This is a genomic window from Kineosporia corallincola (assembly GCF_018499875.1).
GTDB classification, from domain to species: Bacteria; Actinomycetota; Actinomycetes; order Actinomycetales; family Kineosporiaceae; genus Kineosporia; species Kineosporia corallincola.
Genome location: NZ_JAHBAY010000025.1, coordinates 13,451 through 38,050 on the forward strand (window position 1 = coordinate 13,451; position 24,600 = coordinate 38,050).

At 67.9% G+C, this 24,600-nt stretch carries 15 protein-coding genes and 1 pseudogene; 12 read left to right on the forward strand and 4 right to left on the reverse strand.

The features are described 5' to 3' along the window. Window positions 1–70: 70 nt before the first annotated feature. Window positions 71–496, reverse strand: a complete 426-nt coding sequence (locus tag KIH74_RS34965; protein ID WP_214160742.1) for an NUDIX domain-containing protein — start codon at window positions 494–496, stop codon at window positions 71–73. Window positions 497–850: 354 nt separating this feature from the next. On the opposite strand from KIH74_RS34965, the gene KIH74_RS34970 reads away from it, so the two are divergent. The 11 genes from KIH74_RS34970 to KIH74_RS35020 all read left to right on the forward strand — a co-directional run bounded on the left by KIH74_RS34970 (window position 851) and on the right by KIH74_RS35020 (window position 12,490). Further along, window positions 851–1,555: a DUF8175 domain-containg protein gene (locus KIH74_RS34970; RefSeq protein ID WP_214160743.1), complete on the forward strand. Its 705-nt coding sequence runs from the start codon at window positions 851–853 to the stop codon at window positions 1,553–1,555. 183 nt (window positions 1,556–1,738) lie between these two features. Continuing rightward, window positions 1,739–2,287, forward strand: a complete 549-nt coding sequence (locus KIH74_RS34975) for a hypothetical protein (RefSeq protein WP_214160744.1) — start codon at window positions 1,739–1,741, stop codon at window positions 2,285–2,287. 359 nt (window positions 2,288–2,646) lie between these two features. Further along, window positions 2,647–3,162 carry a hypothetical protein gene (locus KIH74_RS34980; protein ID WP_214160745.1) on the forward strand — a complete coding sequence of 172 codons (516 nt, stop codon included), beginning with the start codon at window positions 2,647–2,649 and terminating at the stop codon, window positions 3,160–3,162. An 83-nt stretch (window positions 3,163–3,245) separates the two neighbouring features. Further along, entirely contained in the window at window positions 3,246–3,818 is a 573-nt protein-coding gene (locus KIH74_RS34985; protein WP_214160746.1) for an SAF domain-containing protein, read from the forward strand. Window positions 3,819–3,882: 64 nt separating this feature from the next. Beyond that, a complete protein-coding gene (locus KIH74_RS34990) occupies window positions 3,883–6,234 on the forward strand; it encodes a TadA family conjugal transfer-associated ATPase (protein WP_214160747.1) in 2,352 nt (783 codons plus the stop codon). After that, window positions 6,231–7,352: a type II secretion system F family protein gene (locus tag KIH74_RS34995; protein WP_214160748.1), complete on the forward strand. Its 1,122-nt coding sequence runs from the start codon at window positions 6,231–6,233 to the stop codon at window positions 7,350–7,352. Before KIH74_RS34990 ends, KIH74_RS34995 begins: the two co-directional genes overlap by 4 nt. After that, complete coding sequence (locus KIH74_RS35000; RefSeq protein ID WP_214160749.1) at window positions 7,343–8,299, forward strand: hypothetical protein; 957 nt, start codon at window positions 7,343–7,345, stop codon at window positions 8,297–8,299. Before KIH74_RS34995 ends, KIH74_RS35000 begins: the two co-directional genes overlap by 10 nt. Window positions 8,300–8,418: 119 nt before the next feature. Beyond that, entirely contained in the window at window positions 8,419–8,838 is a 420-nt protein-coding gene (locus KIH74_RS35005) for a TadE/TadG family type IV pilus assembly protein (RefSeq protein WP_214160750.1), read from the forward strand. Window positions 8,839–8,963: 125 nt separating this feature from the next. Then, a complete protein-coding gene (locus tag KIH74_RS35010; RefSeq protein WP_214160751.1) occupies window positions 8,964–9,350 on the forward strand; it encodes a hypothetical protein in 387 nt (128 codons plus the stop codon). Next, complete coding sequence (locus KIH74_RS35015) at window positions 9,347–9,838, forward strand: pilus assembly protein TadG-related protein (RefSeq protein WP_214160752.1); 492 nt, start codon at window positions 9,347–9,349, stop codon at window positions 9,836–9,838. The genes KIH74_RS35010 and KIH74_RS35015 overlap by 4 nt, the downstream gene beginning before the upstream one ends. Before the next feature lie 60 nt (window positions 9,839–9,898). Beyond that, entirely contained in the window at window positions 9,899–12,490 is a 2,592-nt protein-coding gene (locus KIH74_RS35020) for an AfsR/SARP family transcriptional regulator (protein ID WP_214160753.1), read from the forward strand. 467 nt (window positions 12,491–12,957) lie between these two features. Here the strand turns inward: KIH74_RS35020 and KIH74_RS35025 are convergent, their stop codons facing one another. From KIH74_RS35025 to KIH74_RS35035, 3 genes are all read right to left on the reverse strand, one after another. Beyond that, a complete protein-coding gene (locus KIH74_RS35025; RefSeq protein WP_281431642.1) occupies window positions 12,958–13,374 on the reverse strand; it encodes a transposase in 417 nt (138 codons plus the stop codon). A gap of 205 nt (window positions 13,375–13,579) precedes the next feature. Next, the gene (locus KIH74_RS35030) at window positions 13,580–14,029 is read right to left on the reverse strand and encodes a hypothetical protein (RefSeq protein ID WP_214160755.1); all 450 of its coding nucleotides are present in this window, start codon (window positions 14,027–14,029) and stop codon (window positions 13,580–13,582) included. Between the two features lie 4 nt (window positions 14,030–14,033). Continuing rightward, entirely contained in the window at window positions 14,034–23,933 is a 9,900-nt protein-coding gene (locus KIH74_RS35035) for a fibronectin type III domain-containing protein (RefSeq protein WP_372492175.1), read from the reverse strand. Window positions 23,934–24,331: 398 nt separating this feature from the next. Here KIH74_RS35035 and KIH74_RS39425 point away from each other — a divergent pair. Continuing rightward, window positions 24,332–24,565: pseudogene (locus KIH74_RS39425) on the forward strand (3'-5' exonuclease family protein); the annotation flags it as partial. Window positions 24,566–24,600: the final 35 nt, after the last annotated feature.

Below are 24,600 nucleotides of genomic sequence, written 5' to 3' on the forward strand. Positions count from 1 at the left end.
CCTGCGCTCGGGCAGGACCCTGGCCAGGCTCTCTTCAGCAGCGAGTCGAGTTCGCCACCGCACAGCAGGGTCACGGCGTGCTCACGGGCCCGCCGAGGAGCTCGACCAACAGCGGGTAGTCGAACTCAGGGTGCGCCAGGTCGAGGTCGCGGGCCTCGTCAAGATCTACCCAGATGAGGTCATCATGTTCCTCGGGGGCGGTGTTGGCGGGGGTTCCGCTCCACGACTCGATCAGCCATGTCCGCAGGTGAAACGCGTCCGTGTCGATCACAGCCGCGGGAGCATGCGTGGGCGGTGCCACGGTGATGCCGAGCTCCTCCGCCAGTTCACGGGCAAGAGCCTGCTCGGCTGCCTCGCCGACCTCCACGTTCCCTCCGGGAAAAGCCCACCGGTTCGGGAAATGCTGCCGGTGAGGGGACCGGTGGCACAGCAGGATGCGTCCATGCCGTCTGAGGACGGCGGTGACGATCTCGGCTCGCTCCTCAGGATGGGTCACCCGTCAATCCTGCCGGTCCCATCTCCTCGTCCGCATTCCCGTAGCAGCCGTGCCGGAGCACGCACCCGTTGGCGATCCGAAACCACCTGGCCGAGTGCTCCGGCGCAGCACGTCGGCGACGCCGCGCCCGGCCCTCCTGCTCGCCCTCGCCACGCCAGCCTGACCGGAACACCCAAGAGGTCGGGCCTGACCGCGGACATGCCGGCATCGCATCCAACCGCCAGACCCTGACGACCCGGCCGGCCTACGCCCCAGCACAAAAGCTCAGGTCACGCCCCTGATGGAAGAAACCGTGGACGGTTTCACGCATGCACTGGTGACCACCACCAGCCGCCTCCGACAGGAGCCTCCAGCATGCTGCACCACCGTCCGCCCCGCCCCCGCTGCACCGCCCGTACCGGTGCAGTGCCGCGCCGCCGGATCCTCGCCCTCATCATCGGCGCCGGCGGCATCCTCGCCATCATCAGCACCGGGCTCGTCCTCTCGCTCCTGTCCGCCGTCGACGATTCCGGACGAGCCACACCCGCACCCACCACCCACAAACCCATCACCCTGCACGACTCGACGCCGACCATGACCATCCCCGTCGGACGGACCGTCGGCCGCCAGGGCGTCACCACCGGATACCCCCACACCCCCGAAGGAGCCGTCGCCCAACTCGCAGCCATCGACGTCGCTCTCCTCCTGCAACCACGCTCGCACACCGAGCGGATCCTGCGCGCCTGGTCGCTCACACAGCCGAGCAGCAGCGAAACGTGGACGATCCTGAGTGCCATCAACGAGACCCCGGCCTCCTTCGCCGACGGCCACATCGGACGGGCCTTGCCGGCGATGGCGCGCATCACCTCCGCGCCGGCCCACGATCGGCACACCGTGTGCCTCGTCGTTCATGGCCAGGCAGCACAGAGTCTGGGCCACTGCGAGGCGATGGTCTGGGACGCCGGGCACTGGGTCATGGATCCTGCCCAGGCACCCCTCACCTCCTCTAAGGTGCTGATCGCTCAGGCCACGTCTCCATCCACCAACTTTCGGGTTCTTCAGGCCTCTGAACTGTGGTGATCGCTTCCGAGCACGCCACGGACCGGCTCCGGGGCTTGCAAAGAGTGGATCACAGATGCCCGATTTATGTTGACATCGAACAGTGGCGGAGAGTAAACGAATGACTGCGAAAAGTGGACCGCAGGGTTGGAACAGGGAGAATTGGTGAACCGGTGTATCGGTGTGGCGGCAGCTCTCCTTGGGATGCTGGTGGTGCTGACAGCTTGTTCGGGATCCGTGTCCGTTCCTGTTTCGGAATCAACTGCCTCGCCCTCGGCTACCCCCTCGGCCACTCTTGATCCCGAGGTTGCGAAGGCCCTCGACGCCTACGAGGCGTACATGCGCACAAGTAACGCTGCGCTGGAAAGTCCGGTCAGCAAGGGGCAGCCCTGGCCGTCGGGGGCTGACTTCACCCGCTGGGCCTACGACCCGGCGCAAGCGGAAACCTCGGTTTACGTGCATGCTCTCGCGGCCTATAAGGCGGAATATCGCGGCAAGCCGCCTGTCTCGAATAACACGGTAGATGAGGTCGATCTCGATGCCTCGCCGTATCCGAGTGTCAAGCTGACTGACTGTCAGGTTCCGCAAGGACTGTATGTTCCCTATAGTCGAGAAACGGATGAGCAGTTGCCGCTCGAAGGTGATGTGAATCTCGATGACCCGTACCCGGTTTCCGTTGAACTGATCTCGGTCAAGGGAAAATGGGGCGTGAAATCTGCGGAAGCCGATCGTGAGAAGTCTTGCAAGCCATGACTTGGTTGCGCGTATGCGTCAGCTGCTTGATCGGTCTTGTTCTCTTGCTGGGGGGCCGGGATGAAGCGTTTGCTGAGTGCCCGCAAACGGCAAGCGTCGGCGCCACGTGCTTCCAGCGGAACGGCATCTGCCTGTCGGGAGCGGCTACCCAGTGTTCGCAGTCGTCCCAGGGGCAAGGAAACCGGAATTCAGATCATCCTGCACGTCAAAGTTCCACCGTGAAGCCCATCTCGAAGCAAGATCTTTGCGAAATTGCGAAAGCAGATCCGCAGCCACCGAAGTCGGATCCTGTTTGGAGGGGGAACGCTCACGGTTCGATCATGATCCGTACATGTCCTATGACGAGGTATGCGGATCCGGTGGACTACGCCTTCTGGATTCCAGAAGACTCGGCTGAACCAGATCTTGTCGACCCCTTCCTGCTTGCATTGGAAGCTGAGAGCAGACTGAAACTTCCGAAGGTCAGCCTTGCCCGATCGCCGGGCGGTGATACCTGGGTCAACGAATACACCTGGGTCTGGCTGGAGAGCGGCTGGAAGGAGCTGTCTGCCACGGCGAGATCAGGTGGGGTGTGGGCGACAGTGACGGCTTCGCCTGTGCGGATGAAGGTTTCGGCGTCTGGGGCTGCGCAGGGTGTGACGTGTTCTGGTCCTGGTCGGGCATGGAGTGCTGCTGATGGTGGTGGTGCTCCGGCGGATGGTGGCTGTGCGCTGCGGTTTACGCGATCGGGTGAGGGGATCGGTGTGTCGGTGGCGGTGCCGTATCGGGTGTCGTGGACCGGTTCCGGTGGCGCCGGTGGTGATTTGGGGACGATGACGGCGACGGGTGAGGAGTCGGTGACCGTGCTGGAAGCGGTGGCGGTGAGCCGGTCGTGACGTCGTCTCCGTTCCGGGTGTCGGTGGGTGCGCGGGAACAGGTGCCGCCGCCACGGGGCCGGGCGTGGAGTCCGTGGCGGATCGTGGGGTCGCTGGTGTTGTGTGCGGCGGTCGCGGTGGTGGTCGGCGGGCTGTTGCAGCGTGCGGGGCAGAAGGAACCGGTGCTGGTGCTGGCCCGGCGGGTGCCGGCGTCGGTGGAGATCACCCGCGCTGATCTGACGACTGTTGCTGTGGCCGGTGATGTTTCGTCGATTCCCGCGCAGCGGATGGGTGAGGTGCTGGGGCGCCGTGCCGCGTACATGCTGGAGGCGGGGGCGATCTTGCAGACGCAGGCGTTGTTGCCGGCCTCGGCGACGGGTGAGGCCGAGGCGAGTGTGGGGATTTCCGTGGCGGCCGGTCTGGCGCCTGAAGGGCTCGAGGTCGGGGACCGGGTGCAGATCCTGGAGCTTCCGGATGACGAGAACTCCCCAGCGGATGCTGGTTTGGTTGAGCGGGCCGAGGCGCTGGTGGATGACGTGCTGATCGTCGGTGTGCGGGAGGACCCGTCTCAGTCCGGTGATCTGGTGGTGACTTTGCGGGTCGCGAAGGGCGTGGCGGGGGCGCTGCTGGTGGCCAGCAGCCGTGATCGGGTGGGTCTGGTGAAGGTCGGTCCTTGAGCGTCCCCTGCCGGCGCGGGGTGAGAACGACCAGGCGGTGATGGTTTCGAGAACAGGGGAGCAGATGGTGGCGGCACGGGCGGCAGCCGGGCAGGTCGACTTCGCGGCGGTGCAGGCTCTACGGTCGCAGGTGGCGGAGCGGTTGACGGCTCAGCGCAGTGCCCGGGTGCGGGAGGGGTTCGCGCCGCTGTCGGATGCGGATGAGCAGCGGCTGGCGCAGTCGTTGATCGCCTCGGCGGTGGATGCGCTGGCGTCGGCTCAGGCCGCGCACGATGCCACGGTGCCGGACGGTGCGCTGGATGGGCGGCTGGCGGCGGCGGTCGAGGCGGCGATGTTTGGCGCGGGCCCGTTGCAGGCGCTGCTGGAGGATCCCGATGTCGAGAACGTCGACATCAATGGGGTCGACGAGATGTGGGTGACGTACGCGTCCGGGGAACGGGTGCGCCTGGCCGTACCGGTGGAGTCGGACGCCGATCTGATCGACGTGCTGCGGGGGCTGGCCTCGCATGTGGGGGCGGTGGCCCGGCCGTGGTCGACGGTGCATCCGCAGCTGGATCTGGGATTGCCGGGTGGGGTGAGGATTTCGGGTCTACTGGCGGCGTCGGCGCGTCCGCAGGTGTCGATACGCCGCGATCGCCTCGGCCCGCAGGCTTTCCTGGACGAGGTGCCGCGGCGTTACGGCGAGGGACTGTCGCTGGTGGAGCTGGGGACCCTGGACCGGCAGTGCGCGGCGTTCCTGGCCGCTGCGGTGCGGGCCAAGGCCAACATCGTGATCGCGGGGGCGACGAACGCCGGCAAGACGACGTTGCTGCGGGCTCTGGTGAACGTGATCCCGCCGCAGGAGCGGTTGATCACGATTGAGCAGGCCCTGGAGCTGCGGCTGGGACGCGACAGCGATCTGCACGCCAACGTCGTTGAACTGGAGACGGTGCTGCCGTCACCGGAGGGCCTGGGTGGCCTGGACGGGGCGGACCTGGTGCGCCGTTCCAAGCGGATGAACCCCGATCGGCTGATCTTCGGTGAGGTGCTGCACGGGCCGGAGGCGCGGGCGATGCTGGAGGCCATGTTGCAGGGCGGCGACGGGTCGATGTCCACGATCCATTCCCGCGACGCCTACGGTGCGGTCGCTCGTCTGGTCATCGGCCTGGGCAGCCTGCGGGAGCCGGTGCAGCCGGTGACGGCGGCGGCGCTGATCGGTCAGGCGGTCGACTTCATCGTCCACATCGCCAAGACCGGCGACGGACGCCGCGTCATCACGGAGATCATCGAGGTTTCCGGCCATCAGGGCGAGATTGTTTCCAGCGCGAAGATTTTCGCCACCCCTACGGTGAGCGCTCTGGATCCGGCGATGTCGGTACCCGACGCGATGCCGGCAACGGCCGGGGTCGAATCCCTGCTGGAGGCGGCGGGCCGGCAGGAGGAGAACGCGCCGGCGCTGACGGCGCGCCGGGACTCGCGGATCCCGATCCGCCGGGCGGACCTGCTGGCCCAGCACGGCTACACCGATCAGCTCGGGGAATGGCTGAACACGACCGAGCCCCAGCGGCGGCGTCCGCGCGATCGTGGCAGATCGCCGTTACCGGGATCGGCTGCCGCGCTCAGGCAGCACATCCAGTCGCAGACAGGCGGGCCGGATCTGCCCGGTGCCGATGGGCAGATCGGCCCGCGGCGGGGGGTCGGGCAGGCTGCCGGGCAGGTCCCGTCGGCGGGCGGAGCGGTGGCCGGGGCGAGTGATCCGGCCGGTATCCCGGATCTGGGGATGGATTTTCCTGCCGGCCCTGATGTTCCGGTGGCGCAGCAGGCCGCTGCGGCTGAGGCTGTGCGTGGCGACGAAGCAAGGGACGGGGCCTGGCATCAGGTCATCTTGCCCGAGGACCGGGAGGGTCCTCGGGCGCCGCGGCCACCGCGTGAGCCTGCCGCCTCGTTCGTCCTGGCTCACACTCCCGAACCGGACCCCGATGAGCCGGCCGCGCCTGCCGGGGCGGTGCCCGCCCATGCCGGGCCTCAGGACGCGAGCTGGGAGGCGGCACGTTCCGGGCCCATCATCGATCTTCAGGCCCGGCGCCGTGAGAGCCCAGCTGTCATGCCCGCCGATGACCGCATGCCCTTGGATGCCCCGGGGCAGGTTCCGGTGTCGGGTAGCAGTTCACCGGCGTCGAGTCGGCGCCAGGCTCTCGTTCGGGAACGCTCCGGAACGCCCAGCCTCTCGCCGTCCGGCGGCAGCGACGCGCGGCCTGGGGCCAGAACGGATGAGCGCCCGCGCGGTGCCGTGCAGCTTGCCGTGGCCGATGAGCGCGCTGGCGTGGGCGAGGACATGGACCAGGGTGATGTCGGCCGGCAGCCGGAGTGGAAGCGGATCGGGCCGCCCACGTCCTCGCGGATCCCGGTGATCGGTGAAGGGCGGGATCGGTGGTGAGAGTCGCACTGGTGGCCGGGGTCAGCGTCCTGTCGGCGGTCTTGATCGTGGCCGCCGTGAGCATGCTTGTCCTGGAGCTGCGCGGGTATGCGGTGGACGAGCCGGTCGGGCAGCGGTCGGCGGGACGAGGCCACGGCCCGAGCTCCGGGGCCGGTGACGGGTTCGGGACAGCAACGAAAGAGACTGTTCGGCTGGCCTTTTTGGGGACGCTGTGGGGTCGCGTGGTGGTGGCGGCCGTGGTGACGGCGCTGGCCTGGTGGGGGACGGGCTGGCCGGTCGCGGCTGCCTCGTGCGCGCTGGGCGTGCTGGCCTGGCCGGTATTCGTCAAGGGACGCCGCCGCGAGCGCGGGGAGATCGCGGTGCTGGAGGCGGTGGTGGTGTGGACGCAGAGTCTGCGGGACACCGTGGCCGGTGGGGCGAGCCTGGAGCAGGCGATCGGGGTGAGCGTGGATCAGGCGCCGTCCGTGCTGCGGGAGCCGTTGGAGCAGGTGCGTTCACGCATGCTGGTGCGTCATCCGCTGGAGGTGGCGCTGACGCCGTTGCAGGAGCTTCAGGGGGCCGATTTCGTGGTGGCCGCGCTGATGCTCGCGGCGCGGCGGCGTGGTGACCGGCTGTCGGATGTGCTGTCGGGGATGGTGGCGACCAGCGCGCAGGAGGTGGCCCAGCGGCGTCAGGTCCTGGCAGCCCGGGCCGGTATTCAGCGCAGTGTCCACATCATCATGGTGGTGACCGTGGCGATCCTGGCGTGGATGGCGACCGTCGGGGACGCCTACATGCGCCCTTACGACACGCTGGCCGGGCAGGTCGTGCTGGCGTGCGTGATTGCTCTCATTGCAGCAGGTTTCGTGTGGCTGGCTCGGCTGAACTCCTCGGCTGCCGGGGCGCGGTTCTTCGTCTCGGGTACCGCGGGTGCCTCGGGCAGGTCTGCGGCGGAGAATCGGGCGGTGGCCGGCCTGGCCCAGCATCCGGCTGCCGCACCGGCAGCACCGTCCGGGGTCCGTGCGGGTGCCAGGGCATTCGAGGGCGCCACCGGTCCGATGCCGCTGGCCGGACCGGCAGCGGCCAGGCCCCCGCGGGCACACGGGCAGGATCCGGGACGGGGGACCACATGGCGGTAGCGATGCTGGCGGTCCTGGCCGGTGTGGCGTTCAGCGCCCTGGCCACGGCGCTGTGGCCGCCCCGGCGTGCGCCACGGATACCAGAGGGATTGCCGTCGAACGGGTTACGGCGTCCAGGTGGCACATCGGGTCCGGGTGTGCCGGCGGGTGGGCCGGGGCAGAGCGTGCACCGCCTGGCGGGTGCGGTGGCTGCCGGCGGCGTGCGCGGGGTGGAACGTGTCAGGGATTCGCGGGTCGTGGCCTGGGCCGGTCGCCGGGGGCCGGGGTTGCGGGTGCAGGCGGCGGATCTGGCGGTCACCGGGCTGGAACCGGACGCCGTCCACGCGGTCAAGATCATCGTCGTGACCGGCTGCGCGATCCTGGCCGGTGGGGCAGGTCTGGTGTCGGTGCGGATGCTCGGGACCGGCGGGCAGGGCCTGCTGGTCGGGTTCGTCCTGGTGGCGGCGACGGTCGGCGCGTATCTGATACCGGACATGCTGGTGCGGGCCCAGGCACGTCGCCGCCGGGAGGAGTTCGTCCGGGCGTTGCCGGTGTGGTGCGATCTGGTTGCCCTGGAAATGGCCGGCGCCGCGGCGGCGCAGGAAGCGCTGGTGACGGCGGCCGAGGCCGGCACGACGTGGCCGATGCTGGTGCTGCGCGACACCTTGCACCGGGCGACCCGTGCCCGGCAGGGACACTGGCAGGCCCTGACCGACCTGGGGGAGCAGATCGCGGTCGGTGACCTGGCCGAGCTGGGCCGGCTGTCGCAACTGGTCAGTCATGAGGGCGCTCAGGTGCGTGACACTCTGATCGAACGTGCCGCCGCGATCCGGCGCCGGGAACTGGCTCAGGCTCTCGGCCAGGCCGGGCAACGCGACGAGTCCATGCGCCTGGCCGTCCTCGTCATCGCTGCCGGCGTCATTCTGCTGATGATCTACCCGGGGGCGATCGCCGTGGTCCGGTTATGAGCCGTCTGCGATCCGGAACCCGGACTCGGCCCGATGCCCGGGGCGCGGATCGGCGGCCCAGCCTCGGGAGCGACGCCGGACATGCGCAGCAGCGGACGCACGGTCCTCGCCGCGGGATCGTGTCGGCCCACACGCGCAGCGCGCCCGCGCGCGACAGTGCCCGCGCCGATCACGGCGCCAGCACCGTGGAGCTACTGGTGTGGTTCCCGGCCCTGCTGCTGATCGTGGCGATCGTCCTGCAAGTCTTCCAGGCCGTGTGGGCGCACGAAACCGCCCAGGCCGCAGCCCGCTACGGCGCCTACCAGGCGCGTTCGTACCAGGGCAGCGACGCCGACGGGCGCCGCGCGGCCGGCACCTACCTCGATCAGGTCGCCGGAACCCTCGTCCAGGACCCGGTGGTGACGGTTACTCGTACCGACAGCACGGTCACGGTCACCATCACCGCCACCGCGCGCCAGATGCCGCTGCCCGTGCTGCATCTGCGGGCTTTCACCGTCAGTGCCTCGGGCCCCATCGAGCAGTTCACGGCCGCCCGATGAACACCGGCATCACGCACATCAGACGAAACAGCTTGCTGGCATTCAGCTCTGGCCGTCCACGGACGGCAGCACTGGCAGGCAAACCCAGAAAACCGGGGACGTCGGACGACTCGGGGACCATCAGCGTGGAGATGGTGATCCTGGCCGTCGTCATCGTGCTCGCACTGTGCCTGGGCAGCGGCGCCGGGATCCTGGTCCTGGCCGACGGGCGCGTCAGCGCCGCCGCAGCGGCCGCGGCCCGCGCCGCCAGCCAGCAGTCCCGGCCACAGGCGGCCGACACCGCCGCCCGCCAGGCCGCCGCAGCCACCCTGGACCAGGCCGGCACCACCTGCACCCCCGACGTCCGGGTCGACACCAGCCACTTCGAGCCCGGCGGGGTCGTCGAGGTCAGCGTCCGCTGCCGTGTCGAGCTGGCCGGGCTCGCCCTGGCTGGGTTCCCCGCCCACCGCGACCTGCACGCCACCGCCCGCGCGCCCCTGGAACAGCACCGCTCCTACGGGAGCACCTCATGAAGCCCACCACCGTCCCTGCCCCACGCGCCACCACCTGCCGGCGATCACCCCAGGGCGACGATCGCGGCCAGGCCAGCATTTTCATGCTCTTCGTGGTGGCGGTGGCCTTCACCCTGACCGCGTTCTTCGTCGACGTCAGCAGGTCCCTGAACGCCCACGGCGCCTCCCTCGACATCGCCGCCCAAGCCGCGCGGGCCGCCGCCGACCAGGTCACCCAGGCGTCCCTGCGCACCGGCGACCCGGCCGCACTACGCATCGACGCCCAGGCCGCCCGCAAGGCCGGGCAGGCCTGGCTGACCCACGCCGGCGCCACCGGCACCGTCCAGGTCGACCAGGACGGCACCGCCGTGACCGTGACCGCCCGCATCCCCTGCCAGGCCACCTTGCTGACCGCCTTCGGGTACGGCGGCCTGTCCCGGCCCGCGACCGCGCACGCCACCTTGCTGTACGGCACCCCCGGCAGCGCAGGCCAGCCACTGGCCCCCTGAACACCCGCGCCGCACCACGAAGAACCATCCGTGAAACCGTCCCGTGCGAACAGGAGCGAGATGACACCGGCCAGGCTGTACATCCGGGCGATCACGACGTCCGCCGCACTGGCCGTCATCCTGTTCGGCGTCCCCCTGCTCCTGAGCGCCGCCGTCGGCAACCCGCTACCGGACCTCGACGCCCTGCGCGTCGGCGACCTGTCGATGGACGTCCTGATCGACCTGAGCGCCAGCGCGACCTGGGCCGGCTGGGCCTACTTCGTGCTCCTGATCGTCGTCGAGACCCGAGCCCAGATACGGCACCGGCCCTCACCCGTGATGCCGGGCCTGCCGAACGGACCCAACCTCATCCAGACCCTGGTGGCGGCAGCCCTGCTGACCACACCCGGCGTGGCCGTCCCCGCCGTGGCCCTGGCCGCACCACACCCAGCCCCACCCGACCTGGGCACCCGCGCAGCCGCCACCAGCGCCCCGATCACGCTCGTGCACGCCAAAGCCCCCATCTCGCACGGCGCCGATCAGGCGCCGTCCCCGCACGAACACGAAACAACCGACCGACGCGACGACTTCGTCGTCGGCATGGGAGCAGGGATCGGGCTGAGCCTGATCGCCGCGACCCTCTCCTCGATCATCCGCCGCCGACGCCACCACCAGGCCATCGCCCGCCGCCCCGGCCACCTCCCAGCCCTGGTGCCACCCGGCATCGCGCAGACGGAACAGAGGCTGCGCGACGGATCCCGCGTCGCCGAAGCCCTACGCGAGCACCTGCACCGGACGCTGGCCGACCTGCACCACGCTCTGTCCGCCCAAAACGAGCCACCAGTAAGCATTCTGGCGGTCCGTGTCGACTACGCGAGCCTCGACATGATCATCACCGAACCCGACCGGAAACCACCACAGCCCTGGCACCAAGACACCCAGACCGGCACCTGGACCCTCCACACCCCGCTGTGGGCCACCACCGACACCAGCAACGACACCAACCTCGCCGCCGAGGATGAGGACGCCGCCCCGCACAGCACACATCGCACCACCGAACAATGGACCTGGATCGGCACCAGCACCACCCACACTCCCGGGCGCCGTCCCAGCCCCGAACACGACGACGTATGGCTCCTGAACCTCAACGCCATCCATGCCCTGCGCGTCATCGGCCCCGCCGACACCGCCACCCACCTGGTCCGCGCCATGATCCTGTCCCAGGACCCCACCGGCACCCGGACAGAAATTCACTCCGCGACACAGGAACTCACGGAGCTGAGCGCCCTCACCCACCGTGCCACGGCCGCAGCGGCCACGAACGATCCCGCCACGCCAGCGACCCTGCGCATCCTCGACCAGATCCACCCGGCCACCAGCCCCGCGCCACCAGCAGCACCCGCTCACCCAACACAGCTCATCCTGACCAGCGACCTGGCCTCCGCCCGGCCCGACGAAGTCCGCCTCGTCGTGGACGCCACCGGCCTGCTGCACACCAGCATCACCGGCACACCCCTGACCGCCGCCGGCCTCAGCGACCAGGCCCTGCACCCCATCCGCCCCGCCCTCGAAGAAGCCAACGCCCCCGCCACCCGCACACCACCCCCACACACCCCCGAGACCAGCACCAGCCCGCAGAACCCGACCATCGACGTCCTCGGCACCCCCATCCCCACACCACCCGACCCACCCGCCTCGGCACCCTCCGCGCAGGTCTCGCTGCTGCACACCCACACCCGCACCCAGATCACCGCGGCCACCGGCATCACCGGCCACGACCAGGACACCATCGCCCCACCCCTGACCCCCACCCAGCAACAAGCCCTCGACACCGACCCCGGCCTGGACCACGACCTGCACCTGTGGCACAGCCAGAACTGCCCCCGCCCCCGCCTGAGCCTGCTCGGCCCCATCCACGTCCGCGCCAACGGAAACCTGCCACCACGCGGACACCGCATCCCCTGGTGGACCGAAATCGTCGTCCTGCTCTCCGCCCACCCCGAAGGCCTGTCCTACGACCAGCTCGCCGAACTCCTGTGGCCCGACGACGCCCTCAACAAAGCCGCCGGCAACCAACCCCGCCAAGCCATCAGCGCCGTGCGCCGCTGGCTCGGCACCGACCCCGACACCGGCGCCCACTACCTACCCGAAGGCCGGCCCGGCACCTCCCAGCGCACCACCCACCGCATCGACGGACTCCTCACCGACGCCGACCTCGCCCGCCGCCTGCGCACCCGAGCCATCGCCCGCGGCCCCGCCGCCATCCCCGACCTCGAAACCGCCCTCACCCTCGTCACCGGCCGCATCCTCGACGGACGCCGCCGCAACGGCTACGACTGGCTCACCCTCACCCCGCTGCACAGCGACCTGACCGCCCTGATCACCGACACCGCCCACACCCTCGCCGCACACTGGCTCACCGCACACCAACCCGACCGCGCCGAAAAAGCCTCCCGCATCGCCATCCTCGCCGGCAGCAACGACGACATCACCCACCTCGACCTCATCGCCGCCGCCACGGCCCGCGAACACCACACCGAAGCCGACTGGTGGCTCCAGCGCCTGATCACCGCCCACGACGGCGACATCGAAGAAGACCTACCGCCCGCAACTCTCGCGCGGCTTCAGCACCTTCGGCGTTCAGCCCGGCGCCGAGCGCAGCGACCGGACTGAAAGCCGGCCGCCGCGCTCTCGTGATCATTGACCCGGTACCAAAGATGAGCCAGTGCGCCGGCACTTCACCGACCGCTTCGCCCCGCGGCAGTGGGCCGCCTGCACGCGCGGATCATGACCGATACCGAGAATGAGTGCCAGCAGGCCCGAAGAGGGCGGCACTGGGCCTGGCGGCATCTGGTCGAGCGGGTCTGCGGGGCCGAAGTCGGGAACAAACCGTGACGGCGTTCTTCATCTCTCCGCACCCGGCGTCACGCCGATCGCGTGGCAGGACGAGATCGAAGCCCGCTCCACGTCGGCACACTTGGGCGATCATCCCAGGATCTTGCACGCGCTGATCGTTGTGCCGGGAGGACTGTCCGGCTAGCCGGACAGTCCCCGGGAGACCGTCACTGTCGGACATGTCCTACTCATGTCCGCGAATCACTCAAGATCGGCAGATCAGGCCGGACCGCGTTACACCCTTCTCAGGACAGTCCCTCGCCCGGCCCGCCGCGAACGCCGCCGGCATCATCACCCCGCTCTGCTCGGCGCGGGCCCACCACGCCCGCGCCCGCCCGAGCAGCGTTCGCCTCGGCCAGCATCCGCTCGTCCAGACCGTTCAGGACCCGCCAGGCCGTCACCCCGGACGCCACCGGCCCATGCAGTCCAGGCTGCGCGGCCAGGCCGGCGATGTCACTGATCGCCTCACCGCCGTCGGCCAGCATCAGCGCCAGATCGGTCAGGACCTGCCCCGGATCATGCGCGCGAGGATCTGACCTGCGGATACGCAAACCGTCGGCTGCTTCCGAGAGACCAGCCCGCAGCCCGGTCCGCTCGGCCAGTTCCCGCAACAGCGACATCCCGGCATGACTGACCACACCCGTTCCGTCAGTCGTGACCATCGTCTACCCGCCCACGCTACGATTCACCCTGAGAGTGCCTTCCGGTCGCGCACCTGATCCCTCGACAAGATCAGAAATGCAGTACCGGACAGGCACTCTCACTTGTTTGCCGAACTTGGGCCCTCAGCTAGCGAAATCCTCGGGCTGGTGCGAGATCTCGTCGAAGCATGCTTCGATATCGCCCTCGACCACCGGAGGCCGACAATCAATGAGGGGGGTCTTGAATGAAAGGTTGATATGTCCCGACGAGACTTTTTCCCTGCCTATGCCCTTGGATCCAGTGCCGTGACCATGGCTTGGCTTGACCAGGAAGAGTCAGCTCGATGGCTATCGCCCAAAGCGCACTCCTCACCGTGACACAGGACATCAGGAGACGACGGATCGTCGCACGCAAGATCAAATCGTCATAGTCGTTCATATCAAATTGCACGAGCTCAGTGAATGGTCCAAGCGATACATCAAAAACAGAACCGAAGAGGAACGTCAGAGGAGCAACGTTCTCCATTTCGAGATGGTACACGGGGAAGATGCCAAGATAGGCATCATCCTCGCGAAAGGAGGCATTCTCACGTATCGGCGTCTCGCCCAGGGCAATCAGTTCATCGTTGAAGATACGCAGGATCGCCTCGGACGCTTTTCGTTCGGCCTCGCTCATACGCCTAGAGTCCCCTCAGCGTCCTGATCGTACTCAGGATCGGGTTGGCCACATTGTTGGGAACATGAATAGCCGGAATATGTCCGTGATATAGAGCCTGGTTAGGCTTTTCCGGGTTGACGCCGACCCCAATCCTAATCTCCCAGCCGCCACCCTTGTTGGGCCCGGCGGACCAACCCAACTTAAGACGGGAGCCAGGCCTGTTCAAGAAGCCAGGCGCACCTCTCGCGAATTTATGCCCCAAGGCTGGCGAATCAACGCCGATCCATCGGTTGGTGAAAGCTCTTTCTGACCAACTTACCGCGGGCTTAGCGATCTCGCTGCCCGATCGCCCGAGGATGGCTTTCTCTCCAGCGCCTGTCAGAAGGCTACCGGCCAGACCGCTCCCGTAGGCGACCCGGGCCCATGCGCTCGACGAGTCCACAGTGCAGCTGGCCCCGGGGCTGATGAAGTTGGCGATGTCGTCGGTGAGTCCTCCGGTTGCTCCCCGTCCTACGTTGACAGCAGAGGTGGCCGCCGATTTTCCGAGGTCGCTCATTGCTCCCCCGCATTGCCAGAGCCACCAGTTGCAAAGGCCTGTGGGATCTCCGTACTGGAGCGGGTTGCCACTCACGTAGCCGTAGGGGCTGTTCGTGATTTGTTCGAGTGGGTCTCGCGTCAACAGGGAACCGGTGGCGGGGTCGTAGTCGCGGGCTCGCAGGTAAGTGAATCCTGTGTCAGTGTCACGGTATTCGCCAGCGTATTTGAACGGGGTCTGACCGACGCCAGTGGATCGTGTGATAGCGCCGTACGGGTCGTATGTCCAGGTGCCGGTGCGGGTTCCGGTGGCGTCCGTAGTTGCGACGGTGGAGCCGTTGACGTCGGCCTGGAGGTAGGTAATGGCTCCGGTGGTGGTGCTGATCTGGGCGTAAGGGCTGGAGGCGTTGCCGTACAGGTAGTAGCTGTCGCCGTCTTCCAGCATCAGGGGCAGGCTGGCGCTGGTGTCCCACAGGTAGGTGCTGGTGGTGGTCTGGGCGGCGGCGGTGCGGGTTTTGCTGGCGCGCAGCCCGTCTCCGTCGTATGTGTACGCCAGGCTCAGGCCAGCGACTGCAGTGTCGGTGTAGCTGGTGAGCTTGTCGTCGGCGTTGTACCCGTAGGTCTTGGTCGTGCTGGTCGAACCGGTGGTGGTGACGGTCTTGGTGCGCTGGCCCAGGTCGTTGTATGTGTACGTACCGCTGCTGGCGGCCGTGGTGCCGGTGGCGGGGGTGGTGGAGGTGGTCAGCTGGCCGGCGGCGTCGAGGGTGTAGCTGGTGCCGAGGTTGGTGGTCAGGCGGTTGGCCGCGTCGAAGGTGATGGTTCCCGTGCCCGGACTGCTGCTGGCGCTCGTGATTGCGCTGAGGCGGGATCGGGAGTCCCAGGTGTAGGCGTGATCGACAGGGTTGGCCGGGTCGGTGACATCGCGGGTGTCGGTGAGTAGGCCGGTGTTGTCGTAGGTGTAGCGCAGGTCCACCACCATGCTCGGACTGCTGGACGTTCCGCCGGTGTTGCTAGTGCTGGTGATGGCAGTGGTCAGGCCGGAGGCGTCGTAGCCGTAACTGGTCGTCACGCCGTTGGGCAGGGCGGTGGCCTTGAGAGTGTCGTTGATGTTGTAGGTGTAGGTGGTGGTGCGGTTGGCCCAGTCAGTGACGCTGGTCATCCGATCGGCATCGTCGTAGCCGTAGGTGAGGGTGTGGCCGGTGCCGGGGTAGATGACGGTGGTGCGACGGCCGGCGGCGTCATAGGTGTAGGTGAGAGTGGTTGCGGAAGGCCCGGTTCCGTGGATAGTGCCGGTGAGCTGGCCGCGGGTGTTGTACGTGTAGCTGGTGGTTCCGGTGTCGTCGCTCATGGAGACGCGGCGGCCGGTGGCGTCGTAGGTGTAGCCGACGTCGGGCGTGCCGGTGGGGTAGTCGATCCCGGTGACCTGGCCGTCGGCGTCGTAACTGGTGGTGGTGACGCTGTGGTCGGGCTTGGTCGTTGTGATCTGGTTGCCGTCGGCGTCGTAGGTCAGGCTCGTTACCCGGCCGAGGGGGTCGGTGACGGTGGTGGCGCGGCCTGCGTCGTCGCGGGTGTAGGTGGTGGTGCCTTTGACACCGTCGGTGGAGGTCAGGATGTTACCGACATGGTCGTAGGTCCATTTCTGGGTGACCGACAGGGTTCCGGACTGCTGCTGCGCGGTGGTGCCCTCCGCGGTCTGGGTGCGCCGACCGAGGCTGTCGTAGCTGGTGGCGGTGACCCGGTTGGCGGCGTCGGTGCTGGCGGTGACCCGACCCAGGGCGTCATAGGTGCTGGTGACGGTCCGGTTCTCGGGGGTGGTGACTCTGACGGCCTGGTGGTCCGCGTCGTAGGTGGTCGTGGTGGTGTGCCCGCTTGCGTCGGTGACGGTGGTCTGGTCGCCGGCGGTGTTGTACCCGTAGTGGGTGCTGTGACTGAGAGCGTCGGTGGTTGCGGTGGGGCGGTTGAGGCCGTCGTAGGTGGTCGTGGTGGTGTGGCCGAGGGCGTCGGTGCTGGTGACCTGGTTACCGTCGCCGTCGTAGGTGGCCGTCGACTGGATCGCACCGTTGAGGGTGACCTGGGTCGGCTGGTCGTTCTCGTTGTACGTGGTGGTGGTCTGGCGGTTCTCGGCGTCGGTGACGTCGGTGGTGTTGCCGTTGTTGTCGTACAGGTACCGGGTCTGGTGCCCCAAGGCGTCGGTGACCGTGCCCGGCTGCCCCCCGGTGGTGAAGTTGCTGTAGGTGATGGTATGCCCGCCCGGGGTGGTCACACTCGTCTGCCACCCGACCGTGTTGTGCGTGGTCGTGGTGGTCCGGCCGCTGGGATCTGTGACGGTGGCCTGGTCACCGTCGGCGTCGTAGGTGAACGTCGTGGTCTTGCCGTCGGCGTCTGTGGTCGAGGTCAGGTCCCCCGGGTGCGCGGAGTCACCGTAGGTGTAGGTGCTGGAGATCACCGTCGAACCAGCAGAGCCGCCGGATGTGCCGGTGAGGGGACGCGAGACGCTCAGGAGGCGGCCCGCACTGTCGTAGGTACTGGTCGTGGTGAAGCCGGAGGCGTCGGTGACGGCGAGGGGCAGGTTCAGCGCGTTGTAGGTGGTGCGGGTGACGTGCCCGAGGGCGTCGGTGGCGCTGGTCTGGTTGCCGCGCTCGTCGTAGGTGTAGGTGGTGGTGTTGCCGGCGTTGTCGGTGACCGAGGCCATCGCGTTGGTGGCCGGGTCGTAGGTGAACGTCTGAGTCGAGGCGTCGGGGGTGCCGGCGGCCCTGGTGGTGGCGGTGCGGCGCCCACTTTCGTAGGTGTAGCTGTCCTTCGTGCCGGTGGGCCGGGTGATAGTGGTGATGTGGTCGCCGTTGGCGTTGGTGGTGCCGTAGTCGAAGGTCGTGGTCTTCCCGCGCCGGTCGGTCTGCGCGCTCACCTTCCCGTCGGTGTAGACGGTGGTCGTGGTGTTGCCACGGGGGTCGGTCATGCCGGTCAGCAGGTGGGCGCTGTCGTAGGCCATGGTCCAGTGGCCGCCAGCCAGGTTTGTGACCGAGGCCAGGTTTCCGGCGGAGTCGTAGGTGTAGGTCAGGACCCGGTTGGCGGGGTCGGTGATGGTCTGGATCCGGTTGCTGGCGTCGTAGGTGTAGGTCAGGGTTCGCCCGGCCGGGTCGGTGACTGTGGTCAGCCGGCCTGAGCTGTCGTAGGCCAGGGCGGTGCGGTAGCCGTTGAGGTCGGTGATGGCGGTCAGGCGGCCGCCGTCGTCGAAGGTGTACGTGGTGCGCTGGTCGATGGTCAGGGTCCAGGTGCCGTCGCTGTTGCGGACGAGCGTGGACAGTACGCCGGGTGCGGAGGTGTAGGGGCCGGTGGGCAGGCCGTTCGTGCCGAGCGGCGCGTTGCCGGCCGGGGGGAGGAAGGTAGCTTCGGAGCCGTTGTCCTGGCGGATGGCGACCCAGCCGGCTTGGGGGCCGTTGCTGGTGTCGACGGTCAGCTTCCAGTTGTAGGAGTCGTTCCAGCCGTAGCCCATACGGCCGTTGGTGGTCGCGCGGCGGGTGTCGTAGGTGCGTGCGAGCTGCAGCGGAATGCCGCGGCCGGGGATCAGCAGGTCCGTCGTGGTGTCCCACTGTGCGCCGGTGTCGAGGTCGACCGGGGAGCCGACCGAGCAGGAGCAGTCGGTGTTGACGGAGGGGTTGCTACCGCCGACGGCCTGGGCCGGTGTGGGAGGCAGGGGTGGGGTGTAGCGGAGTTTGAAGATCCGGGTCCCGGACTTGCTGCTCAGGTACAGGTTCGAGCCGTCGGCGTCCAGGCCGTTGATCTGCAAGGGGGTGGTGCTGGAGGTTCCGCCGGGGACGGGGATGGCCAGGTCGGCTCCGGTGGGGGCCAGGATGCGGGTGAAGTCCCCGGTGGTCTTGTTCCAGCGTCCGAGTCCGTTGACGGTCGAGACACCGACGTTGCCGGTTTCGGCGTGATAGGAGACGTTCTGCCAGGCGTACTGCCCGTAAAGGTAGGAGCCGGCGACGACCAGGGCAGAGGTGTCGGCGCCTGTGGTGTACCCGGTGTAGAAGGTGGTGGTGCCGCCATTGGCGGCGTCGATCTTCAGGATCGCCTGCTTGCCGTTCAGGCTGGTGATGCCTGCCCACAGCCCGGTGGAGTCACCGGCCAGGGCATAGACCCGCGTGTCGCTCATGCCGGTCGGCGGGGCGATGGTGGTGAGGGTGACGGGAATCTGGTTGATGGGGTCGATACGCTGCAGCAGGGCGTTGCTGCTCCCAGTCGGGGACGAGGCGACGTACACGGCGCCATCCGGGCCGACCGTCACGGCGGTCGCGTTCGGGACAGCGGCCAGGGTGGACACGGTTCCGGTGCTGAGGTTCATCCGCCGCACCAGGGTCCTGAGCAGGGTCGGGTTGTTCCACGTGTCGTTCTGGTAGCAGTCCGAGACCCAGTACAGGAAGGACCCGTCGTCGGTGATCTGCCCCGTCAGCAGGGAACCGGTTGCGGTGGCGGGGTTGACGGTGTCGTCGCAGCGGAGGCTGGTGTTGCCGGTCCAGACGGTCGTGACCGCCCCGGTGGACATGCGGATCTTCCGCATCCGGTTGTTGGCGAAGAAGTATCCGTAGCCGTCGACGATGTGCAGGCCGGCCGGCTGGTTCATGCCCGCGTCCGTGCCGGTGCCGTCCGCCAGGTCGCCGGAGTCCGATCCGGCGAAGCTGGAGATAGCAGCCGGCGAGACCGAGGCACTGTCACGGGCAGGGGGATTCGACGGCAGGGGCGTGCCTTGTGCGAGTTTCCGGATGACTCTGCTGCTGGCGTCGGTGACGTAGATGCCGTCGTCGGTGACATCGATGCCGGTGATCGTGCCGAGCAGGGCCGAGGCTCCGGTGTCGTCGCGGTATCCCTGCAGGTCGGTGCCGGCGATCGTCGACCAGGTGCCGTCGGTCTTGGCCAGGCGGGCGATCTGCACGTTGCTGTACCCGTTGCGGGTGCTCTCGGAAAAGATGCCGCTGGAGCCGTAGAGGTAGTCACCGGCCGAGACCAGGGTGTCCCCGGTCAGGGCCGCACTCGTGTCGTTCCTGATCGACCCCAGCAGAACCGTGGCGGCCCCAGTTGTAGGGGCGATCTTGATGACCCTGGCGTCGCTGCTGCCGGCCGAGCTGGCTATGCTAGCCCACAGACTGGTGGCATCGCTGGTCAGGGCACCGATCCGGGCACCGCTCATACCGTTGAGTGGCTGGATGGTGGCCACGGTCGTGAGGGTCTGGTTGACGGTGTCGATCTTCTGCAGCAGCGTGTTGGTGCTGCCGGACGGCTGGGACGCCACGTAGAGGAGGTTGCCCGGGCCCATCGTCAGGGCTGTCGCACCAGGCACGGCGGCAACGGTCGAGACGGTGCCGGTGTCCAGGTTCATGCGCCGGACCAGGGTCTTGAAAACGGTCGGGTTCCATGATGTGTCGCGCTGGTAGCAGTCCGAGACCCAGTACAGGAAGGCCCCGTCGTCGCTCATCTGACCCTTGGCCAGAGAGCCGCTCGCGGTCGCGGGGTCCTGGCTATCGTCACACAGCACATTCGCGGCGCGGGTCCATACGGTCGTCACGGCCCCGGTCGACATGTTCACCTTGCGCAGGCGCCCGGCATCGAAGAAGTACCCGAAGCCGTCGACCACATGCAGGCCCAGAGGGTTGGACAGAGTGGCATTGCTGCTCGAACCGTCGTCGGATCCCTGGGTGCCTGACCCGGCGAAGGTCGTGACCTTGGCCGGTGAGATCGAGAGATTGGCGCGTGTCGGCGTGGTGACCGGCAGGGCGTTGCCCTGGACCAGTTTGCGAATCCGGTAGTTCCCCGAGTCCACGGCATAGATGGCGCTGCCGTCAACGTCCAGGCCCGTGATTTTCCCGAAAAGGGCTGTGCTGCCGTTGGCGTCGCGGTAGCCGTGAACATCGGTTCCGGCGATCGTGGACCATGACCCGTCAGACTTGGACAGGCGCGCTACCTGGACGTTTCGATCGCCGTTGCGGCTGCTGTCGGAGAAGATGCCGCTGGAGGCGTAGAGGTAGTCGCCGGCCGAGACCAGGGTGTCCCCGGTGAGCGCAGCCGTGGTGTCCTGACGTGCCGAGCCGGCAAGAACGGTCGTGGCCCAGGTGCTGGGGTCGATCTTGATGACCCGTACATCGGTGCTGCCGCTGGAGCTGCTGACGGTCGCCCACAGGCTGGTGGCATCGCTGGTCATCGCGTCCAGCAGGGCACCGCTCATACCGTCGATCGGCTGGATGGTGGTGACGGTCGTGAGGGTCTGGTTGACGGTGTCGATCTTCTGCAGCAGCGTCTTGGTGCTGCCGGACGGCTGGGACGCCACGTACAGCACGTTGCCTGGGCCCATCGTCACAGCCGTCGCGCCGGGCACCGCGGCAACGGTCGAGACCGTCCCGGTGCTCAGATCCATACGCCGGACCAGGGTCCTGAAGATCGTTGGGTTCCACCAGGTGTCACGCTGGTAGCAGTCCGAGACCCAGTACAGGAAGGTCCCGTCGTCGGTCATCTGGCCCTTGGCCAGAGAGCCGCTCGCGGTCGCGGGGTCCTGGCTGTCGTCACACAGCACATTCGCGCTGCGGGTCCACACGGTCGTGATGGCTCCGGTCGACATGTTCACCTTGCGCAGGCGCCCGGCGTCGAAGAAGTACCCGTACCCGTCGACCACGTGCAGACCGAGAGGGCTGGAGAGGGTGGCGTTGCTGCTCGAGCCGTCGTCCGACCCTTGCGTTCCTGAGCCGGCGAATGTCGAGACCTTGGCCGGTGAGACCGAAAGATTCGGACGTGTCGGTGTGGTCACCGGCAGTGCGGTTCCCTGCACCAGCTTACGGATACGGTGATCACCTGCATCGGTGACGTAGAGGGCGTTGCCGTCGGTGTCGATGCTGCTGAGCGTGCCGAACAGGGCCGCGGCGCCGGTGCTGTCGCGGTATCCCTGAAGGTCCATTCCGGCGATGATTGTCCAGGCGCCGTTGGACTTGGTCAGTCGCGCGACCTGGACGTTACGGGAGCCGTTCTGGCTGCTGTCGGAGAAGACCCCGCTGGTGGCATAGAGGTAGTCGCCGGCCGAGAGCAGGGTGTCGCCGGACAGGGCGGTATTCGTGTTCGACCGGACCGAACCGGCCAGGAGCGTGGTCGTTCCGGTGCTGGGATCGATCTGGATGACCCGGGCATCGCTGCTGCTGGTGGAGCTTGCGACGGTGGCCCACAAGCGGGTGGCGTCACTGGTCAAGGCCCCGATCCGGGCGGCGCTCATCCCGTCCAGCGCATTGATGCTGGCCACCGTGGACAGCGTCTGGCTGACGGTGTCGACCTTCTGCAGCAGAGCACTGGTGCCCGAGTCCGGTGTGGGACCGGCGGCGACATACAGCGTGCCGCCCGGGCCCACGGTCACGGCCGTGGCGTACGGAGCATCAGAAACCTTCGTGACCGCACCGGAGGCGAGGTCCATGCTGCGCAGCATGCTGTGGCTCGGGTCGTTCCCACACAGCGAAACCCAGTACAAGAAAGCACCATCATCCACCAGCTGCCCGCCCGGGCCCATGGCCTGCGTGGGGTTGCTGGAGTCGGCGCAGGTCGTGCTGTCAGTGGCCGAGATAGTAGTCACCGCGCCGGACGCCATGTCGATCTTGCGCAGGCGGTTGTTGTCGAAGAAGTATCCGAACGCCCCGACGATGCGCAGCCCGTACGGGTTGTTCAGCATTGCCGTGCTCGCTGTCCCGTCGTCCGTGCCCTGGGCCCCTGATCCTGCGAAGGTGCTCACGGCCGCCGGTGAGATCGTCACTGTCGACCGCACGACCTGCCCAGCAGCAGCATGCGGGGCAGCAGAGACCGTCGCCGAATACGATCCCGTGCCAACGCTGTTGACCGCGGCCACACGAACGTCGTAGCTGGATCCATTGACCAGGGACGTGATCGTCGCCTTCGGCGAGGTGGACGCGGTGTGCGTGAACGTCGTCCAGGTTGAGGCCGAGGACAGCTTGTACTGGACCGCGTAGTCGGAGATGGCCGAGCCGCCGTCGCTGGCCGGGGCTGTCCAGGACAGCGTGAGCCGGCTGGGACCGGCATCCGCTGCCAGAGCCGCGGGCGCATCGGGAATCATCGCGGCCGGCGCACCGGTAGCTGAGGTCGAGTAGGCGCCCGTACCCTGGGCATTCACCGCGGCGACCCGAACGGTGTAGCTCGACCCGTTCGTCAGGCCGGTCAGTTTCGCCTTCAGGGTCGTGGACGGATCATGGGTAAACGTCGACCAGGAAGACGCGGAAGCCAGCTTGTACTGGACCACGTAGTCCGTGATCGCCGAACCGCCTGTACCTGTCGGAGCCGACCAGGTGACGTCCAGCGTCCCGTTACCGCCAGCCAGGTTCAGGCCGGTGGGCGTGTCCGGCGTCGTCTGCGGGGTCGCGGTCGCGGTCGCCGTGTAGGTTCCCGTCCCGACCGAGGTGACAGCTGCCACCCGAACGTCGTAGGCAGTTCCGTTCGACAAGCCCGTAACCGTGGCCTGCGTCGCCGTCGAGGCCGTGTGCGTGAACGTCGACCAGGAGGAAACACCCGAAGCCCGGTACTGGAGCGAGTAATCGGTGATCGCCGCGCCACCGTTATCCGCCGGAGCCTTCCAGGACGCCCCCATCTGCCCAGCACCGGGCGTCAACGCCAGAGCCGTCGGTGCACCCGCCGCCGCTTGCGGCGTGCCCGTCGCCGTAGACGAATAGGCGCTCGTCCCGGAGGAGTTGACCGCAGCCACCCGAACGTCATACGACGAACCGTTCGTCAGCGGCTTCACCACGGCCGATGTGCTCGTCGAGGTACCGTCGGCGAACGTCGTCCACGACGATGCCGACACAAGCTTGTACTGGATCACGTAGTCACTGATCGCTGTCCCGCCCGAGCTGGCCGGAGCCGTCCACGACACATTCAGCTGCCCCGCACCGGACACAACACCGACCCCGGTGGGCGCGCCGGGAGCCGTGGCCGCCGGAGTAGCCGAAACCGTGGAGGAGTATGCGCCGGTCCCAGCTGAGTTCTTCGCCGCGACCTGGAACGTGTACGCGCTGCCGTTCGTCAGCCCCGTCACCGTCGCCGCCAGCGTGGTGGACGTGCCGTCGGCGAACGTGGACCAGGAACTGACGCTGCTGAGGCGGTACTGGACGATGTAGTCCGAGATCGCAGCGCCACCGGTGCTCGTTGGCGCCTTCCAGCGCAACCCGACCTGCGAAACTCCGCCCGTCCCGGTCAGACCCGTCGGAGCACCCGGAGCACTAGCCGCATAAGCAGCACCGGACACCGCCACGATCTGCCCCGCCATGACAGCCACGAGCGCCATCACCGCGATGACCACCCGCGCCCACAGAGCACGACGGCCATCCAGCACGATCAGCTTCCCACCCACGAACATCCTCCTAGGCACCCGCTAGCCCATCCGGCAGGAGCCACAGCAGAATGCAAGAAGGACCCGGCGAAACCTCAGCTCAATCACAGGATCCGCTCGCTAGGCGTAGCCGTCCCTAAGCCACCCGAGTGCTGCCCCAGCAAACTAAGACTGCACCTGGACGGCGGCTGCGTGATCCCCGCCACAGGCTCCGAAGCCGCCAGCAGATCCTCAGCCGGCAGCGCTTGGCGATCCTGAAGCTAACCCTGACTGTTCACCTAGCTACGTTCTAGCGGCCGAAACACGAAAAGTGCCCCTCTGAGCTGGAACGATCGTGTTTGCGAAGACAACCAGCAGCGGCCACGCGCCAGCACGACCTGCACGGCACCTGCACGCCATACAGACGCCGCGAGAACGGGGGACGCATGGGGCGCCTGACCGAAGATCCCGCCTTTCTAGCAACAACGTTCGTGGTCATCGACTTCGAGGCGACCACGCCCACGGGCTACCCGGCCCAGCCCATCGAGGTCGCCGCCCTGGCCCTGCGCCACCGCCACGGGGTCTGGACGGAAGCCGGGCGCAGCACCTCCCTGATCCGGCCCCCGGACTTCGCACCGGTCACCCCAGACGTCACCGCTCAGAACGGACTCACCCCACACCAGCTACGCGACGCCCCGCACCCGGCTCAGGCGTT

Coding starts and splice junctions, on each gene's coding strand:
- KIH74_RS34970 (WP_214160743.1), top strand. CDS start 851: ATGCTGCACCACCGTCCGCCCCGCCCCCGCTGCACCGCCCGTACCGGT.
- KIH74_RS34975 (WP_214160744.1), top strand. CDS start 1,739: ATGCTGGTGGTGCTGACAGCTTGTTCGGGATCCGTGTCCGTTCCTGTT.
- KIH74_RS34990 (WP_214160747.1), top strand. CDS start 3,883: ATGGTGGCGGCACGGGCGGCAGCCGGGCAGGTCGACTTCGCGGCGGTG.
- KIH74_RS35000 (WP_214160749.1), top strand. CDS start 7,343: ATGGCGGTAGCGATGCTGGCGGTCCTGGCCGGTGTGGCGTTCAGCGCC.
- KIH74_RS35015 (WP_214160752.1), top strand. CDS start 9,347: ATGAAGCCCACCACCGTCCCTGCCCCACGCGCCACCACCTGCCGGCGA.
- KIH74_RS35020 (WP_214160753.1), top strand. CDS start 9,899: ATGACACCGGCCAGGCTGTACATCCGGGCGATCACGACGTCCGCCGCA.
- KIH74_RS35025 (WP_281431642.1), bottom strand. CDS start 13,374: ATGGTCACGACTGACGGAACGGGTGTGGTCAGTCATGCCGGGATGTCG.
- KIH74_RS35030 (WP_214160755.1), bottom strand. CDS start 14,029: ATGAGCGAGGCCGAACGAAAAGCGTCCGAGGCGATCCTGCGTATCTTC.
- KIH74_RS35035 (WP_372492175.1), bottom strand. CDS start 23,933: ATGTTCGTGGGTGGGAAGCTGATCGTGCTGGATGGCCGTCGTGCTCTG.